Genomic DNA, 16,368 nt, shown 5'->3' on the forward strand with positions numbered 1-16,368 from the left:
CCGGGCTTTTTGTGAAGCTCGGCTAATTACTTAGCTTGAGCTTCAACCGCTGCTTCTACGCGACGGTTAACAGCACGACCAGCTTCAGTTGCGTTGTCAGCAACTGGGCGGGATTCGCCGTAACCTACGGAAGTGATGCGGCTAGGAGCTACGCCATCTTTAACCAGGACTTGCTTAACAGCGTCAGCACGACGCTGGGACAGCTTCTGGTTGTAAGCGTCTGGACCTACGGAGTCAGTGTGACCAGCAACTTCTACGTTGGTGTCTGGGTACTGAGCCATGAAGTCGGCCAGGTTTTTGACGTCGCCGTAGCTGTTAGGCTTAACAACGGCCTTGTCGAAGTCGAACTTAACGTCCAGCTCAACACGAACAACCTGAGCAACCGGAGCTTCTGGCTCTGGAACTGGCTCTGGAGCTGGTGCTGGGGTAGGAGCTGGAGCAGCTGCGCCAGCGTTGCCGCCGAAGTTCACACCCAGGCCAACCAGTGCGGAGTAGTCCCACTTGCCGTTGTCCAGACCGTAGTCAGCTTCAACACCAGCACGAGCGTACAGGTTGTTGGTGAAGTAGTACTTCACGCCGGTACCGACGGTAGCGAAAGTAGTCTGGTCGCGACCGCTGTGGCCGTCAGCCTTTACGTTGCCACGGCTCTGGTGGCCGAAACCGCCTTCAACGTATGGACGCAGGCTGTCAACGCCAGCTTGACCGAAGTGGTATTGGGCAACCAGGCTGCCGGTATCACCTTTGATCTTCTGGCTACCAGTACCGTCGTTCGAACGGGTGTGGTTAGTCTTGTCGTAGGACAGGTTCAAGGACAGATCGTCGGTCAAGAAGTAACCGATGCGAGCGCCAGGATTGAAGCCGTCTTCGATGTGCTTGACGCTATCGTTGTACTGCTTCTTGTAGAACAGCTCGCCTTCAACTGCGCCTTGGCCTTGTGCCAGAACGCCGAAAGAAGTAGCGGCAATAAGAGAACCAATGGCCAAGCCCAAGGTGTTTTTCAGTTTCATCCGTTAAATCCCCATCTGGTGATTGTAAAGCAGTCCCACAAACCGGGGGACAACTCGGCGACAAGTCTAACAGAACTTGCCTACACGTAAGAGATATTTGCTACGCACTAAGTTTCAGTCTCGCCCGCAAATTTCTCACGTAATTTATCAAGAGCACGTTTGTAACGCATCTTTGTAGCACTCAAACCCATGTGCATGATGTCAGCGATTTCTTGAAATTCCAATTCTGCGACGAAACGTAGCACCAGAATTTCACGGTCAATCGGGTTCACATGCACCAACCAGCGATCGAGTCCGCCCTTTTCCTCGGGTGCCGGCGCCTTCTCTTCAGACGCTTCCTCAAGGGGGTCCAGACTCAAAGCGTCCATCAAGCGACGCTTTCGCCGTTCCTTGCGATACTGCGTGATGCACTCGTTGTACGTGATGCTGTAGAGCCAGGTCTTGAACTTCGATTTACCCTCGAAGTTCTTCAGGCCGTACAGCACCTTGAGCATCACTTCCTGACAGACATCATCCGCATCTCTATCGTTCCCTAAATACCTTGAACAAACGTTGAACAGAGTGCGTTGATATCTGCGCATCAATTCTTCGTACGCGCGTGTTACGTGAAACAGCTCCGTGTGCGAACGCGCGACCAACTCCTCATCAGAGAGCTCACGGGGGTCATAGCGCGTGGACAGCGTTTGGGCTTTATTCAAAACAAGTCGTGCCGGCAGTCAGGTCAATGTCCGCTGCAACCCGGTCAGCCCGGTTTGCGGCGGCGTACATTAGCAGGGTTTGCCGGTTTAGCGGCTACTGACCTGCTGCTCCAGGAGAATCCGGTTCGACAGCGACACCAGTTCTCCGTCATCGGTCAGCACCGTCGTCTTGACTGTGCCGATCTCCTCGATTTGCCCTTCGACCTCGCCCACACGCACCTGTTGCCCAACTTGATATAGCTCACGCACGTAGATTCCCGCAAGAATCTGTCCAGCAATTTCCCGACTTCCCAAGCCCATGGCCAGTGCAACGGCCAGACCAACGGTAATCAAAACAATCACGATAACGTGGTTCAGCAGGTCAGTCTTGACCTCCAACTGGCTGATCGCGACGGAAATACTGATGATAATCACCAGTCCCTGGGCAATTCGCCCCAGGCCTGCTGCATAGTCCAGCCCCACGCCTTCAGCAGCTCCGCGCACCAGCCCATTGGCCAGTTGCGCGAGCAAAACACCTACCAGCAACACCAGCGCGCCGCCGAAAACCTTCGGCAAATACAGTGCCAGCATGTCGAGCGTAGCTGAAACTCGCTCAAGTCCAAGGGACTGAGCCGCAGAAACCAGAAAAATAAGTAGAACGAACCAATAGACGATCTTGCCGATTAAGGTAGAGATAGGCACTTGCAGCCCGGCGCGGCCCAGCAGCTTGGTCAGGCCGGTGCCGGCCATCAGGCGGTCGAGCCCGAGTTTGGCGAGCAATTTGGATAGCAGAGTGTCGAGCAACTTGGCCACGACAAAGCCCAGCAATACCAGGACCAGGGCACCAAACAGGTTGGGAATGAAATTCGCCACCTTGGTCCACAATGCGGTCATCGCGGTGACCAGGCTCTGGGTCCAGAGATCAAGTTCCATATTCAATCAGCCTTATCAGCAGTGCGAGCAAGAGGTTTACCACGGGAAACCGGAGACACATGGGCCGAACCGTTGTTCAGGGCCATCATCAATGCCGGCACCCAACGCCCGAGCAGACCGAACAGGTCACCCGCCCCAACCTGACGGTTGGCGGTTTTCAGTACGCGGCCCAGGCAAGCGTCGTCATCGCGGTTGGATGGCGAAGCATTGAGCATGTCACGCAAAGACTGTTCGAACGGATCGTGCATAGAGACCTCTCGCAAGTGATTTAAAAGACGAGGGTAAAATTCATCGGGTCACATCAACCCATTCCTACGTTCAGCTCATATCCAGTTCAAACCCAGCGCAATCGTCGAAATAGCCACCATTGCCCGAGGGCCACCGAAGCCATCAGCAGACAGGCAATCATGAATCCGTAGGGGCTGTTGGAAAACGGTATTCCCCCCACATTGATGCCCAGCAAGCCGGTCAGAAAACTCATCGGCAAGAAGATGCCGGTGATGATCCCGAAGCGGTACATCGTGCGGTTCATGCGCAGGCTCAAGCGCCGGTCTTCGGCCTCAAGCACCAGCCCTACGCGCTCCCGAGCCAATTCGAGCTCTTCCAGATAACGGGTCAGGCTGTTGTGCAACTCGTTCCAATAGTCGGCGTCGTCGTCACAGAACCACGTCAACTTGATGCGCGTCAGCTGCGCGAAAATATCCCGTTGCGGTGCCAGGAAACGCTTGAGCCCAGCCGCTCGCCGACGGATCTGCAAGACACTGCCGTGCTCCGGAGTATACCGTTCGTCGGCATCGAGTTTTTCTTCCTCGGAATCGACGATTTCGGACAGCCCGGCGACCAGATCCTGCACTTTATTGGTCAGGTACTGCGCCATATAAAGGATGAGTTCAGACGCGGTTCTGGGACCTTTTCCCTCAGCCAACTGCACCAGCAACTCGTCGGTGGCCCGTAACGGGCGCAAACGCAGGGAAATCACACGATGGGCTGCTGCGAATATGCGTACCGAAACCATGTCCTCCGGTTCCGCGCCGGGATTGAGATTGATCCCGCGCAGAAACAGCAGCAGCTCGGCGTCCGGCAACGGCAACAGGCGCGGGCGGGTATTTTCTTCCAGCAGCAGGTCACAGGCAAACTCGCTCAAGCCGCTGGATTTGCGCAGCCAGGTCTGGGTTTGCGGATGGCTGCGATCCCAATGCAGCCACAGGCTTTCCTGGGGCTGCAGTTGCAACTCGTCAAGCTCAGTCCGGGCAATCGAACGCGCACCGCCTTTACCGTCCAGCACCAGGGCATGCACCAGCCCCCATTGCGCGTTTTCTTCCTCGAACATCCTCACCCCTTTCGACTACCGCTATTTATTCAGGCATTTTTAGTGGGCTGGGCGAAACGATCACACCGTTGTTATCGGCATACACGTATTCACCCGGGCGGAACGTCACGCCCGCAAAGGTCACCACCACGTTCAGGTCACCCAGGCCGCGCTTGTCGGTTTTCATCGGGTGGGAAGCCAGGGCCTGCACGCCCAAGTCGGTCTGGGCAATGACATCGACATCGCGGATGCAACCGTAGATCACCATGCCTTCCCAGCCGTTTTTCGCGGCTTTCTCGGCGATCAGGTCACCCAGCAATGCACGCCGTAGCGAACCACCGCCATCGACTACCAATACCTTACCGGCGCCCGGCTGGTCGGCCTGTTGCTTGACCAGGGAGTTATCTTCGAAGCATTTGATGGTGACAATTTCGCCACCAAAGGAGTCTCGGCCACCGAAGTTGCTGAACATCGGCTCGACCACCTGTACCAGCTCCGGGTAAGCGTCACACAGGTCTGGGGTCACGTAATGGTTCATCGAGAAACTCCTGTCGTCAAAGAAGAGGTCGAACAGCCCACGGTGTGCATCAGAAAACGTCTTGCAGCCGTCATTCTTTAAGGGCTGGCAAGCGACGGCGGCCATGATCAGACTCACTTGAGCGTAACGCAATAGCGGTTACGCGACTGAATATGACCAGAAGCGCCTGATGCGTCATATCTTAGCCGCAACCACTCAAGAGTGAAACGCCCTTGGTAGAGCGCTTCGTCAAACTGCGGCAGCCACCTCGGGCCGTGTACCGAACAAAGGTGTCAGCGGGTCTTTCAACCAACGCTCCACCAAAGGCCAGACTTCGGCCTGTGCGGCTTTGCTGACCAGCATTTGTACATGCCCGAAGTCATCGGTAAACCCCTGTCGACGCCCCAGGCACAGGTACTGTCGATGCTCACTGCCGACCTGCTCGAACAGCTTGCGGCACGCCCAGTCCGGATCTTGCTGGTCGCCCGCTGCGCTGACCACCAACAGCGGCACGTCGACCTCTGCCAGGCCTTTCCACCAATCACGCTCGGCATCGCCGAAGCGGCCGAACAGGCCATTCCAGCGCATGGCTTCGATCATCACACCGGCCGGCTCGTCCTCGGGGCCGCGCTTGAAGCGTGGGCCGGACACCTGGGCAAGACGCTTCAAAACCAGCCGAGCGCCCCACTCCACCGGTGGAATTTTCAACGGCCAATGGGTGCGGCTGACCTGGCAGCCGAATAACGCCGCCGACGCCACTGACTGCGCGTTCAGGTATTGCCCGCCCAGCGCTGCCGCCAACGTTGTGGCACCGAGGGAATGGCCGACCCAATGCGGGGCCTGCCCGCTTTGCTCGTGCACAAACGCGCCAATGGCTGGCAAATCGTACCGAGCGTAGTCGGCGACACGGTTGCGAGCGTAGTCATGGTTGCGCTTGGACAGGCCATGGCCGCGCATTTCCGGGATCCACACATCGAATCCCCGGCGTGCCAGGTGAGCCCCCAGGCCGATACCCTTGGGCGAATACCAGAAGCGCCGATTGGAAAAACTGCCATGCAGGAAAATAACCGGCGTGCCCCGGTTTTCCGGGACATCGGCCAGGCCCAACCGGGTAACCGCCAGCTCGACGGTACCGTCGGGGCTGTTACAGGGCTTGAGACGGTACACATCTTCACTCAGGTCGCCACGACGTTCAGCGCTGATCAGGGCGACAGGAAACAGGTTGCTGCTGCTTTGCATAAGGTTCTTGCACAAAAAAGGGCGGCGTCCGGTAGGAATTCCGCCCTGTACAGATAAGAATGCCGGCCACCCTAAGCGAGTGACCGGCACTTTTGACGTAGCGATGTTACGCCGACGCTTGGCCTTCGGCGAGGAAGAACCAGGTTTCAAGCACGGAATCGGGGTTCAGCGAGACGCTTTCGATACCCTGCTCCATCAGCCATTTAGCCAGGTCTGGGTGATCGGAAGGGCCTTGGCCGCAGATACCGATGTACTTGCCGGCCTTGTTGCAGGCCTGGATGGCGTTGGCCAGCAGCTTCTTGACCGCAGGATTTCGCTCGTCGAACAGGTGAGCGATGATTCCGGAGTCGCGATCCAGGCCCAGGGTCAGTTGGGTCAGGTCGTTGGAGCCGATGGAGAAACCGTCAAAGAACTCCAGGAACTCTTCAGCCAGGATGGCGTTGGACGGCAGCTCGCACATCATGATGACCCGCAGGCCGTTCTCGCCGCGCGTCAAACCGTTTTCGGCCAGCAGGTCGACCACCTGGCTCGCCTCGCCCAGGGTGCGCACGAACGGCACCATGATCTCGACGTTGGTCAGCCCCATCTCGTTGCGCACGCGCTTGAGGGCGCGGCATTCGAGTTCGAAGCAGTCACGGAACGCTTCGCTGATGTAACGCGAGGCGCCACGGAAACCCAGCATCGGGTTTTCTTCTTCGGGCTCGTAGAGCTTGCCGCCGATCAGGTTGGCGTATTCATTGGACTTGAAGTCCGACAGGCGCACGATGACCTTTTTCGGGTAGAACGCCGCCGCCAGGGTGCTGATGCCTTCCACCAGCTTCTCGACATAGAAGCCCACCGGGTCGTTGTAGCCGGCGATGCGCTTGTCGACGCTTTCCTTGATGTCCAGCGGCAGGCCGTCGTAGTTCAACAGGGCCTTGGGGTGCACGCCGATCATGCGGTTGATGATGAACTCCAGGCGGGCCAGGCCCACGCCGGCGTTCGGCAACTGCGCGAAGTCGAAAGCGCGGTCCGGGTTGCCGACGTTCATCATGATCTTGAACGGCAGGTCCGGCATGGCGTCGATGGAGTTCTGCTTGATGTCGAAACCCAGCTCACCTTCGAAGATGAACCCGGTGTCGCCTTCGGCGCAGGACACGGTCACACCCTGGCCGTCTTTCAACAACTGCGTGGCGTTGCCGCAACCGACCACGGCAGGAATCCCCAGCTCACGGGCAATGATGGCCGCGTGGCAGGTGCGCCCGCCACGGTTGGTCACGATGGCGCTGGCGCGCTTCATCACCGGTTCCCAGTCCGGGTCGGTCATGTCGGACACCAGCACGTCACCTGGCTGGACTTTGTCCATTTCGGACACGTCCTTGATGATGCGTACCTTGCCGGCGCCGATGCGCTGGCCGATGGCACGGCCTTCCACCAGCACAGTGCCGGTTTCCTTGAGCAGGTAGCGCTCCATGACGTTGGCCGAGGTGCGGCTCTTCACGGTTTCGGGGCGGGCCTGCACGATGTACAGCTTGCCGTCGTCACCGTCTTTGGCCCACTCGATGTCCATCGGGCACTTGTAGTGCTTTTCGATGATCATCGCTTGCTTGGCCAGCTCGCTGACTTCAGCGTCGGTCAGGCAGAAACGCGCGCGCTCGGCCTTGTCGACGTCCACCGTTTTAACGGAACGACCGGCCTTGGCCTCGTCGCCGTAGATCATCTTGATCGCCTTGCTGCCCAGGTTGCGGCGCAGGATGGCCGGGCGGCCGGCCTCAAGGGTGTGCTTGTGCACATAGAATTCGTCCGGGTTCACCGCGCCTTGTACGACGGTTTCGCCCAGGCCGTAGGCGCCGGTGATAAACACCACGTCACGGAAGCCCGATTCGGTATCGAGGGTGAACATCACGCCGGCGGTGCCGGTTTCCGAACGCACCATGCGCTGTACACCGGCAGACAAGGCCACCAGCTTGTGGTCGAAACCCTGGTGTACGCGGTAGGAAATGGCGCGGTCGTTGAACAGTGAGGCAAACACTTCCTTGGCCGCGCGGATCACGTTTTCAACGCCGCGGATATTGAGGAAGGTTTCTTGTTGGCCGGCGAAAGAGGCATCCGGCAGGTCTTCAGCGGTGGCCGAGGAGCGCACGGCGACGGCCATATCCGGGTTACCGGCGGACAGGGTGGCGAAGGCGGTGCGGATTTCTTCGTTGAGCTTTTCGGGGAACTCGGCTTCCATGATCCATTGGCGGATCTGGGCGCCGGTCCGGGCCAGGGCATTGACGTCATCGACGTCCAGGGCGTCCAGCGCGGCGTGGATCTGGGCGTTGAGGCCACTCAGCTCGAGGAAATCGCGGTAAGCCTGGGCCGTGGTGGCGAAACCACCGGGCACCGAGACACCAGCGCCTGCAAGATTACTGATCATCTCGCCGAGGGATGCGTTCTTGCCCCCCACATGCTCTACATCATGGACGCCGAGCTTATCGAGGGAAACTACGTACTCTACCAAGGTGATCTCTCCACTTTCTGTGTTGGAAAAGCTCAGGACGCGGGTTGCTCAGTAGGAGCAAACGCCAGCGCTTGTGGCCTGGACCTGGAAAATAAGTGAGAATGCGGCCCACTGCGGGACGGCAAAATCGCGCCTATCATATCCAAGATTCGCCATCAGCTTAAGGCCCAGGGCTCAAATGAAACGATCTGCTTTCTTTATTTCCGATGGCACCGGCATCACGGCCGAAACACTGGGCCAGAGCCTGCTCGCGCAGTTCGAAAACATTACCTTCGCCAAATTCACACGGCCTTATATAGACAGCGTGGATAAAGCGCGGGCCATGGTACAACAAATCAATCTGGCGGCCGAAAAAGACGGCTTTCGCCCGATCATTTTCGACACCATCGTCAACCAGGACATTCGTGAGATTCTCGCAACGTCGAATGGTTTCATGATCGATATTTTCTCCACGTTCCTGGCGCCATTGGAACAGGAGCTGAGCGAACATTCCTCTTACTCCGTCGGAAAGTCCCACTCCATTGGTCATAATTCCAACTACATGGAGCGTATCGAGGCGGTGAACTTCGCCCTCGATAACGACGACGGCGCCCGCACGCACTACTATGACAAGGCCGACCTGATCCTGGTCGGCGTGTCGCGCTGCGGCAAGACGCCGACCTGCCTGTACATGGCTATGCAATTCGGTATCCGCGCGGCCAACTACCCGCTGACCGAAGACGACATGGAACACCTGACGCTGCCAGCCGCCCTGCGCGCGCATTCGCACAAGCTGTTCGGCCTGACCATCGACCCGGACCGGCTCACGGCGATCCGCAATGAACGCAAGCCCAACAGCCGCTATTCGAGTTACGCCCAGTGCGAGTTCGAAGTGCGCGAAGTGGAAAATCTGTTCCGCCGCGAGAATATTGCGCACATCAATTCCACGCATTTTTCGGTGGAAGAAATTTCAGCGAAGATTCTGGTGGAGAAAGGTGTGGAGCGGCGGTTCAAGTGAGGCGAGTGCCAGCCTCAAGCGGCAAGCGGCAAGCCAGCTTATAGCTTGAAGCTTGAAGCTTGAAGCTTGAAGCTTAGTAACCTACAGGTGAAACCGGCCGCCACCCTGCCCCAGCGCCGTCGCCAGTGCATCGAACCCCTCGCGCAGCAGTTGGTCATCCCCCGAGGTATTGCAGATACTTGCCCGGATAAACTGCGGCACCGCCGTCTGCCCCACGGCGAACGCCTCGGCGGTGGCGATCAGGTAATTGTTCTGCTTGAGTTCCGCCTCGATTTCCGACGCGCGCCATGGCTCCGGGACTTCGATCCAGAAGTGTGGGCTATTAAGGTGGGTACGGTAGACCAGGCCTGTCAGTAAGCCTTCGACCAATGCCTTGCGCCGGCTGATCTCGTTGATCTGCTGGCGCAGCAGGTATTCCGCCGTGCCGTTCTCGATCCACTGGGTCGCCAGCTCAAGGGTCACAGGGGTGGCCATCCAGCAGGTCGAGCGCAACGCCGCCGAGACGCGGCTGACCAGCGCTGGAGGTGCATGCACATACCCGACTCGTAGCCCAGCCGACACCGCCTTGCTCAGGCTGCTGATCAGAATCGTGCGCTCGGGCGCAAAGGCGCTCAGCGGTGGCGGGCGGTCCTCCACCAATACGCCGTGGGCCTCGTCCTCTAGAATCAGCAAATTATGCTCGCGACAGACCTTGACCAGAGCCTCCCGACGCGCCACCGATAACACCGCCGTCGTAGGGTTCTGGATGGTTGGTGTGCAGTAAAGCGCCGAAACCCGGTGATTTCGACAGACTTCATCCAGCGCGCCCGGCAGCACACCTTCGTCATCCATTTCCAGCCCGATCAGCCGCACACCCAGCATGCGCGCGGCAGTGATCAGCCCCGGATAGGTCAGTTGCTCGGTAACCACCGTGTCGCCGGCGCGCAGCAACGCCATCATTGCGCAGAGCAGGCCGTGCTGGCCGCCATTGACGCAGATCACCTGCTCGGGAATCGGATGGAAGTCGCGCTGCACCAGCCATTGCGCACCGGCTGCACGATAGCGCGGCAGGCCTGCATCCGGGGTGTAGGCGCTGATGTCCTGAAGGAATTTGCCGTTGGTCGACAGGGTTTGGAAGCTCTGGGCAAGGAACACCGTTTCCTGCCCGGGGATATGCATGTTGCGGCTCATATCGAAGTACTGGCGCGGCTCCTCGCTGAAGTTGCGAAAGCCTTCATCACGCTGGCGCTCCATCCCACGCTTGCGCACGAAGGTGCCGTCACCCACACGCGCCACCACCAACCCTAAACGCTCCAGCTCACCGTAGGCCCGGCTGATGGTGCCGATAGTGACACCCAGATTGTCGGAAAGCACCCGATGGGGCGGCAGTTTTCTTCCCGGTTCAATCGTACCTTCGAGGATGCCCCTTTCCATGACATCGGACAGGCGCTTGTACTTCACGCCCTGACCGTTGGACAACCCCTCACGCATAATTGACACCATGTCAATATTTGTTTTGACAGTCATCATTCGCCCTAATAGTGTGCTTTTGCGGGTTCAATCACCGGATTGAATCACTTATAACAAGTTCAATATAGAGTTCAATTCCGGCTCAGGGAAGCAATAAACGATGCCAATGTCCGCCGTTCTTGAAAACACCGCAAAAACCAACAGCCGGAAACAGTGGCTGGCCGGCTTGATCACCAGTGTCATGTTCCTGATCGTGTGCCTGAGCTGGGGCACTACCTGGCTGGGCATCAAGATCGCGGTGGAAAGCGTGCCACCACTGACCTCCGCCGGCCTGCGCTTCCTGATCGCATTCCCGTTATTCCTGTGTTTTGCCCTGGTGCGCCGCGAGCGGATTGTGTTTCCACGGGAAAGTCGCTGGTTCTTCGTGTTCGTGACCCTGTCCTACTTCAGCATCCCCTATTACCTGCTCAATTACGGCGAGATGCATGTCTCGTCCGGCCTGACGGCCCTGCTGTTCAGCTGCATGCCGGTGTTCATCCTGATCTTTTCCGCGCTTTTCCTGCGTGAGCGCATCTACTTCTCTCAGGTGGTCGGCATCGGTATCGGTTTCGGCAGCCTCTACATGATCATCAAGAGCCAGGGCCTGCACCTGGACCATGCCGAGTTCTTCGGGGTACTGGCGATTCTCACCGCAGCGATCATGCACGCCTTGTGCTACGTGATTACCAAGCAAAAAGGCAGCGCCATCAGTGTCATCACCTACAACACCCTGCCCATCGGCATTGCCGGGCTGATGCTGTTCGTGGCCGGCTTGTGGTTTGAAACCCCGACCTTCGACGACATCACCCTGCGCTCCTGGAGCGCGTTGTTCTACCTCGGGCTGGTGGCGTCGGTAGGCGGCTTCATTGTGTATTTCATGCTGCTCAAGCGCCTGAGCCCAATCATCCTGTCGTTCGTGTTCATCATCTTTCCGGTGTTCGCGGTCATCATCGGCGCCTGGTACGAGGGCGTGGAAATTTCCCGTGACCTGATGCTGTACTCGGCGATCCTGCTGGCCGGCTTTGCGATCACCAAGCTGCCGATCGAAAAACTGCTGGCCAAGAAAAATTGAGCCCCCCGCCCCTTACCCAGCGACGCGAGAGAAACATGGAAGTGCTCCGCCCCGAAGCCCTGGAACAGATCTACGCCCACGCCAGCCGCAGCTATCCCGAGGAATGCTGTGGCTTCATCTTCGCCGACGGCAGTGTGTACCTGGGCAGCAATATCCAGAACGAGTTGCACCACAAGAACCCGCAGATGTACCCGCGCAGCGCGGCGAGCGGCTACACCTTTTCAGTCGCCGATACCTTGTTGATGAACAAGGCGTTTCGCAGCGACAACCCGGTGGTGGTGATCTACCACTCGCACCCGGATGTCGGTGCCTATTTCAGCGATGAAGACCAGGACAAGGCGCTGTTCCTGGGCGAGCCGATCTACCCCGTCAGTTATCTGGTGGTGGATGTTCGCCAAGGCCAGGCCCTGGGTTCAAAGCTGTTTGCCTGGGATGGCAAACATTTCGCCCTTCAACCTTTCAACGACCTGCACACGGAGTTGTCCATGAACGCTGTCTCTTTCCCCGACATTCTGGTTCGCGTGGCCAAGCTGCCGGAATCGACCCTCGAGGGCGCCGGATCGACATTGCGCGAAGTCATTGAAAACCTCTGCGACAGTCACCCACAGTTGCGCCAGCATCTGTTTCACGAGAAGAACAACCAGCTCAAGGAGCACTTCCTGTACACCGCCGAGGAGGAGCTGATCGAGCCCGACGATTCACTGCCCAAACAAGCCCGGATCGAAGTGCTGCTGGCCACCTCCGGCGGTATCGACGTCGATACCTTGAGCAACGAAGAGGTGCAACGCTACGTGCGCCACATCACGCTGCCCGGTGTCGGCCGTGAAGGCCAGTTGAACCTGAAAAAAGCCAAGGTGCTGATCATCGGCACCGGTGGCCTGGGCTCGCCCATCAGTCTTTACCTCGCGGCGGCCGGCATCGGCACCCTGGGCCTGGTGGATTTCGACGTGGTGGAAAGCAGCAACCTGCAACGCCAGATCGTCCACGGCAACAGCACCCTGGGCATGCCCAAAGTGGAGTCGGCCAAGCAACGCCTGCAGGACCTCAACCGCCACATCCAGATCAATGCGCACAACACGGCGCTCACTGCCGACAACGCCCTGGAGCTGGTGGGCGCCTACGACCTGGTGATCGACGGCACGGATAATTTCGACACCCGCTACCTGGTCAACGACGCCTGCGTGCAGTTGGGCAAACCCCTGGTGTATGGCGCCATCTACCGCTTCGACGGGCAGATCAGTGTGCTCAACTATCAAGGCGGGCCGTGCTACCGCTGCCTGTTTCCCAAGGCCCCGCCCGCAGAGCTGGCGCCCAACTGCAGCGCCGGCGGGGTCATCGGCGTGTTACCGGGTGTGGTGGGGATGATCCAGGCGACCGAGGCGATCAAGTTGCTCATTGGCATTGGCGAGCCCTTGTCCGGCCGCTTGATGCGCTTCGATGCGCTGGCCATGAAATTCAGCGAAATCCGCTTCAAGCGCCGCACCGACTGCCCGTGCTGCTCGGAACGGCGCCACGGCGAAACCGCCGCACCAACGGTATGCGCCGATGCCGTGCCGAGCCAGCCGTCCCTGGCCGAAGAGCGCTACATCGAGCCCCGCGTGCTCAAGCAAGTGATCGACAGCCACCGCAGCGCCGACGTCTTGCTCGACGTACGCGACGCCAGCGAACTGGAAGTGTGCAAATTGCCGGGCGTGGTGCACATCCCCCTGGCCGAGCTGGACGGGCAGCTCGCCAGCCTGAGCCGCGACAACACCCATTACCTGATCTGCTATGCCGGCACCCGTGCCGAGCAGGCTGCCAGCACCTTGCTGGCGGCAGGCTTTGCCAATACCAAAGTCCTGCAGGGCGGCATGAAACACTGGGTGCGCGACGTCGAACCTGACATGCCACTGTACTGAGCGGGGGCCGACTGATGCTGCATAACTCCATTCTCGACGTGATCGGCCATACCCCGATCGTACGCCTGGCGCAGTTTTCCGAAGACCTCGGTATCGAGGTCTACGCCAAGCTGGAATCCCTCAACCCGGGCGGCAGCCACAAGGCGCGCATCGCCCTGGGCATGATCCTCGACGCCGAACGCCGAGGCGTGCTGATGCGCGACTCCGGGCAAACCATCATCGAGCCCAGCGGTGGCAATACCGGCATCGGCCTGGTGATGGCCGGCAACGTGCTCGGCTACAAAGTGGTGCTAGTGATTCCGGACAACTACAGCCCCGAAAAGCAGAAACTGCTGCGCCTGTACGGCGCCAGGGTTGTACTGTCGGACAGCCGCCTCGGTAACAATTCCCACGGCGAAAAGTGCATGGAGCTGCAGTTGGAAAACCCCAACTACGTAATGCTCAACCAGCAACGCAACGGCGCCAACCCGCAAACCCACCGCGACACCACCGCGCCGGAAATCATTCGTGCCTTCGGTGAGCGGCAGGTGGACTACTTCGTCAGCGGCATCGGCACCGGTGGGCATATCACCGGTATCGGCGAAACCCTCAAGGCTGCCTGGCCGGCGATCCGCGTGATGGGCGTGGAGCCGGAGGAATGCGACCTGCTCAAGGACCAGCACGCCTCGCACGCGATCCAGGGCCTGTCGATCGGCCTGATCCCGAGCATTCTCAATCTGGACGTACTGGACGGAATGCTCAAGGTGTCGCACTCGGCGTGCCTGGACATGATCAAACGCATCATGCGCACCGACGCCATCAGCCTGGGCCTGTCCTCGGCCGCCAACATGGTTGCCATCGCCCAACTCGCCCCGGAGCTGCCGCCCGAAACGGTGGTGCTGACCATGGTCTACGACAATGCCGACAGCTACCTGCCCAGTTTCGAATAACCGGTTACCCAACCCATCAGAATGCGGGGGTGCCTCCATGGGAGGCTTTATCGACATGCAACAGCTGCACGATGAGTTGCTGACCCACCTCATCCAAACCCTGACGCCTGCGCAGATGAAACAGCTGGAACCGCACCTGGCGCCGCTGATCCAGGACACCGCCCAGGCGGTCGCCGAGGACTTGATCGCCTACGCCTATCGCGACCCGGCGTCACGCGGGCGTGGCGAGTTGATCCTGGAGTCCTACGCGTCGTTCAAGGCGGTGTTGTTCTACCGGCTTGCGCACCAGGTGTGGCATTTTCCGGAGCCCGCGCACGGCGTCTTTACGCGCATGGCCCTCAAGCTCAGCAACCAGGGCAAGATTCTTTCCGGGGCCGAGATTCACCCGGCGGCGCGCATTGGCCGGCGCTTTGTGCTGGACCACGGCTACGGCACGGTCATCGGCGAAACCTGCGAGATCGGTAATGACTGCTACATCCTCTGTGGCGTCACCCTCGGCGCTCGCGGCATCGCCAACAACCCGGACGGCAAGCGCCATCCACGCCTGGGCAACAATGTCGAAGTCGGCTCCGGCGCGCGGGTGCTGGGTTATGTGCAGATCGGTGACAACGTGTTTATCAGCCCCTCCTGCGTCATTACCCAGGACGTGCCGGCGGGCACCAAGGTCAAGGTGGTCAACCAGATCCAGCTGCAGAAAAACAATGAATCGGATCACAGCAACTACCTCGGCGCGTTCGCCCTGGATGAGCGCTTGCATGTGGTCGGCGAGGTGGATGCCGGCCATAAGGTAACGGTGCTGGACGCCGATTTTCATCCGCTGCCAGGGCTGCTGCTCGAACCCACGGTGAAGGAGCGTCATCACCTGCAGTTTCGCCTGCGCCGCCTCGACATCGGCGAACAACTGCCGCGCCTGCCGCTGAACCTGAAAGTCTGCGGGCCGGAGTTCGAAATCACCCTGCTCTCCCCCCCTGGCTTGAGTGCGATGGTGCGTCACCTTTTGCAAGCCAGCCCACTGATCGTCGGAGGTTGAACATGTCCGTGCATACCATGGAAACCCTGGCGCTGTTCGACAGCGCTCCTTATCAAAATGCCTTCAGCGCTCGGGTGATTGCCGTCGGCGAGCAAGGCGTCGCCCTGGAGCACACGCTGTTCTACCCCACCGGCGGCGGGCAACCGGGTGACACCGGCCACCTTACCCTGGCCGATGGCACGCGCGTGGTGGTCACCGGCACCGTGCGCGATCCGGTGCTGCGCTCGATCATCTGGCACCAGGTGGAGCATTGCCCGGCGCAACTGACCGCCGGTGTTCAGGTAGACGCCGGCCTGGACTGGGAGCGCCGCTACCAGCATATGAAGATGCACACCTGCCTGCATTTGCTGTGTTCCATCATCGACGCGCCCGTCACAGGCTGCAGCATCAGCGCGGACAAGGGCCGCCTGGACTTCGACCTGCCGGAAATGACCTTGGACAAAGACAGCATCACCCGCGACCTCAACGCCCTGATCGAACAGGCTCACGCCGTGCAGACCCTGTCGATGCCGGCCACCGAATACTCGACCCTGCTGCAGATCACCCGCACCCAGGCCGTTGCGCCGCCGATCATCCAGGGTTCGGTACGGGTGATCGAAATTCCGGGCATCGACATCCAGCCTTGCGGCGGTACCCACGTGCTCAATACCGAGGAAATCGGCCAGGTGTTCTGCGAGAAGATCGAGAAAAAGAGCAAGCACAACCGTAGGGTGATTTTGCGGTTTGAAGGCTGAACACAAGCAAGAAAATGTGGGAGGGGGCTTGCCCCCGATCGCGGTGGACCAGTCAA

Annotated in this window: 15 protein-coding genes; 6 read left to right on the forward strand and 9 right to left on the reverse strand. The window is 59.4% G+C overall.

Annotation, left to right across the window (positions count from 1 at the left end):
* Window positions 1-26: 26 nt before the first annotated feature.
* The 8 genes from C4J94_RS20020 to ppsA form a co-directional block, all read right to left on the reverse strand.
* On the reverse strand, window positions 27-1,007 hold the full coding sequence (locus C4J94_RS20020) for an OmpA family protein (protein ID WP_124387731.1): 981 nt from the start codon (window positions 1,005-1,007) through the stop codon (window positions 27-29).
* A 107-nt stretch (window positions 1,008-1,114) separates the two neighbouring features.
* Window positions 1,115-1,705, reverse strand: coding sequence for an RNA polymerase sigma factor SigX (gene sigX, locus C4J94_RS20025; RefSeq protein WP_003193286.1), 591 nt, complete (start codon window positions 1,703-1,705; stop codon window positions 1,115-1,117).
* Window positions 1,706-1,792: 87 nt separating this feature from the next.
* Complete coding sequence (locus tag C4J94_RS20030) at window positions 1,793-2,617, reverse strand: mechanosensitive ion channel domain-containing protein (protein WP_003193288.1); 825 nt, start codon at window positions 2,615-2,617, stop codon at window positions 1,793-1,795.
* A 2-nt stretch (window positions 2,618-2,619) separates the two neighbouring features.
* The gene (locus C4J94_RS20035) at window positions 2,620-2,865 is read right to left on the reverse strand and encodes a hypothetical protein (protein ID WP_003230316.1); all 246 of its coding nucleotides are present in this window, start codon (window positions 2,863-2,865) and stop codon (window positions 2,620-2,622) included.
* An 86-nt stretch (window positions 2,866-2,951) separates the two neighbouring features.
* Entirely contained in the window at window positions 2,952-3,947 is a 996-nt protein-coding gene (locus C4J94_RS20040) for a zinc transporter ZntB (RefSeq protein ID WP_124387732.1), read from the reverse strand.
* A gap of 25 nt (window positions 3,948-3,972) precedes the next feature.
* A complete protein-coding gene (rraA, locus tag C4J94_RS20045) occupies window positions 3,973-4,464 on the reverse strand; it encodes a ribonuclease E activity regulator RraA (RefSeq protein WP_124387733.1) in 492 nt (163 codons plus the stop codon).
* A gap of 228 nt (window positions 4,465-4,692) precedes the next feature.
* Entirely contained in the window at window positions 4,693-5,682 is a 990-nt protein-coding gene (locus C4J94_RS20050; RefSeq protein ID WP_124387734.1) for an alpha/beta fold hydrolase, read from the reverse strand.
* 106 nt (window positions 5,683-5,788) lie between these two features.
* Entirely contained in the window at window positions 5,789-8,164 is a 2,376-nt protein-coding gene (gene ppsA, locus C4J94_RS20055) for a phosphoenolpyruvate synthase (protein ID WP_124387735.1), read from the reverse strand.
* Window positions 8,165-8,342: 178 nt separating this feature from the next.
* On the opposite strand from ppsA, the gene C4J94_RS20060 reads away from it, so the two are divergent.
* Window positions 8,343-9,161 carry a pyruvate, water dikinase regulatory protein gene (locus C4J94_RS20060; RefSeq protein ID WP_003193298.1) on the forward strand — a complete coding sequence of 273 codons (819 nt, stop codon included), beginning with the start codon at window positions 8,343-8,345 and terminating at the stop codon, window positions 9,159-9,161.
* Between the two features lie 81 nt (window positions 9,162-9,242).
* Here C4J94_RS20060 and C4J94_RS20065 read toward each other — a convergent pair whose 3' ends face one another.
* Window positions 9,243-10,667 (reverse strand): PLP-dependent aminotransferase family protein, encoded by a 1,425-nt coding sequence (locus C4J94_RS20065; RefSeq protein ID WP_124387736.1) that lies wholly within the window; start codon window positions 10,665-10,667, stop codon window positions 9,243-9,245.
* 160 nt (window positions 10,668-10,827) lie between these two features.
* On the opposite strand from C4J94_RS20065, the gene C4J94_RS20070 reads away from it, so the two are divergent.
* Genes C4J94_RS20070 through C4J94_RS20090 form a run of 5 tightly spaced genes read left to right on the forward strand, consistent with a single transcriptional unit; the run spans window position 10,828 to window position 16,312 of the window.
* Window positions 10,828-11,721 (forward strand): DMT family transporter, encoded by an 894-nt coding sequence (locus C4J94_RS20070; protein ID WP_164485620.1) that lies wholly within the window; start codon window positions 10,828-10,830, stop codon window positions 11,719-11,721.
* Between the two features lie 35 nt (window positions 11,722-11,756).
* Window positions 11,757-13,619, forward strand: coding sequence for a molybdopterin-synthase adenylyltransferase MoeB (moeB, locus tag C4J94_RS20075; RefSeq protein WP_124387738.1), 1,863 nt, complete (start codon window positions 11,757-11,759; stop codon window positions 13,617-13,619).
* Window positions 13,620-13,633: 14 nt separating this feature from the next.
* On the forward strand, window positions 13,634-14,548 hold the full coding sequence (locus C4J94_RS20080; protein WP_124387739.1) for a PLP-dependent cysteine synthase family protein: 915 nt from the start codon (window positions 13,634-13,636) through the stop codon (window positions 14,546-14,548).
* A 37-nt stretch (window positions 14,549-14,585) separates the two neighbouring features.
* A complete protein-coding gene (locus C4J94_RS20085) occupies window positions 14,586-15,578 on the forward strand; it encodes a serine O-acetyltransferase (RefSeq protein WP_124387740.1) in 993 nt (330 codons plus the stop codon).
* 2 nt (window positions 15,579-15,580) lie between these two features.
* Entirely contained in the window at window positions 15,581-16,312 is a 732-nt protein-coding gene (locus tag C4J94_RS20090) for an alanyl-tRNA editing protein (RefSeq protein ID WP_124387741.1), read from the forward strand.
* Window positions 16,313-16,368: the final 56 nt, after the last annotated feature.

Source organism: Pseudomonas sp. R5-89-07, from assembly GCF_003851685.1.
Lineage (GTDB): Bacteria > Pseudomonadota > Gammaproteobacteria > Pseudomonadales > Pseudomonadaceae > Aquipseudomonas.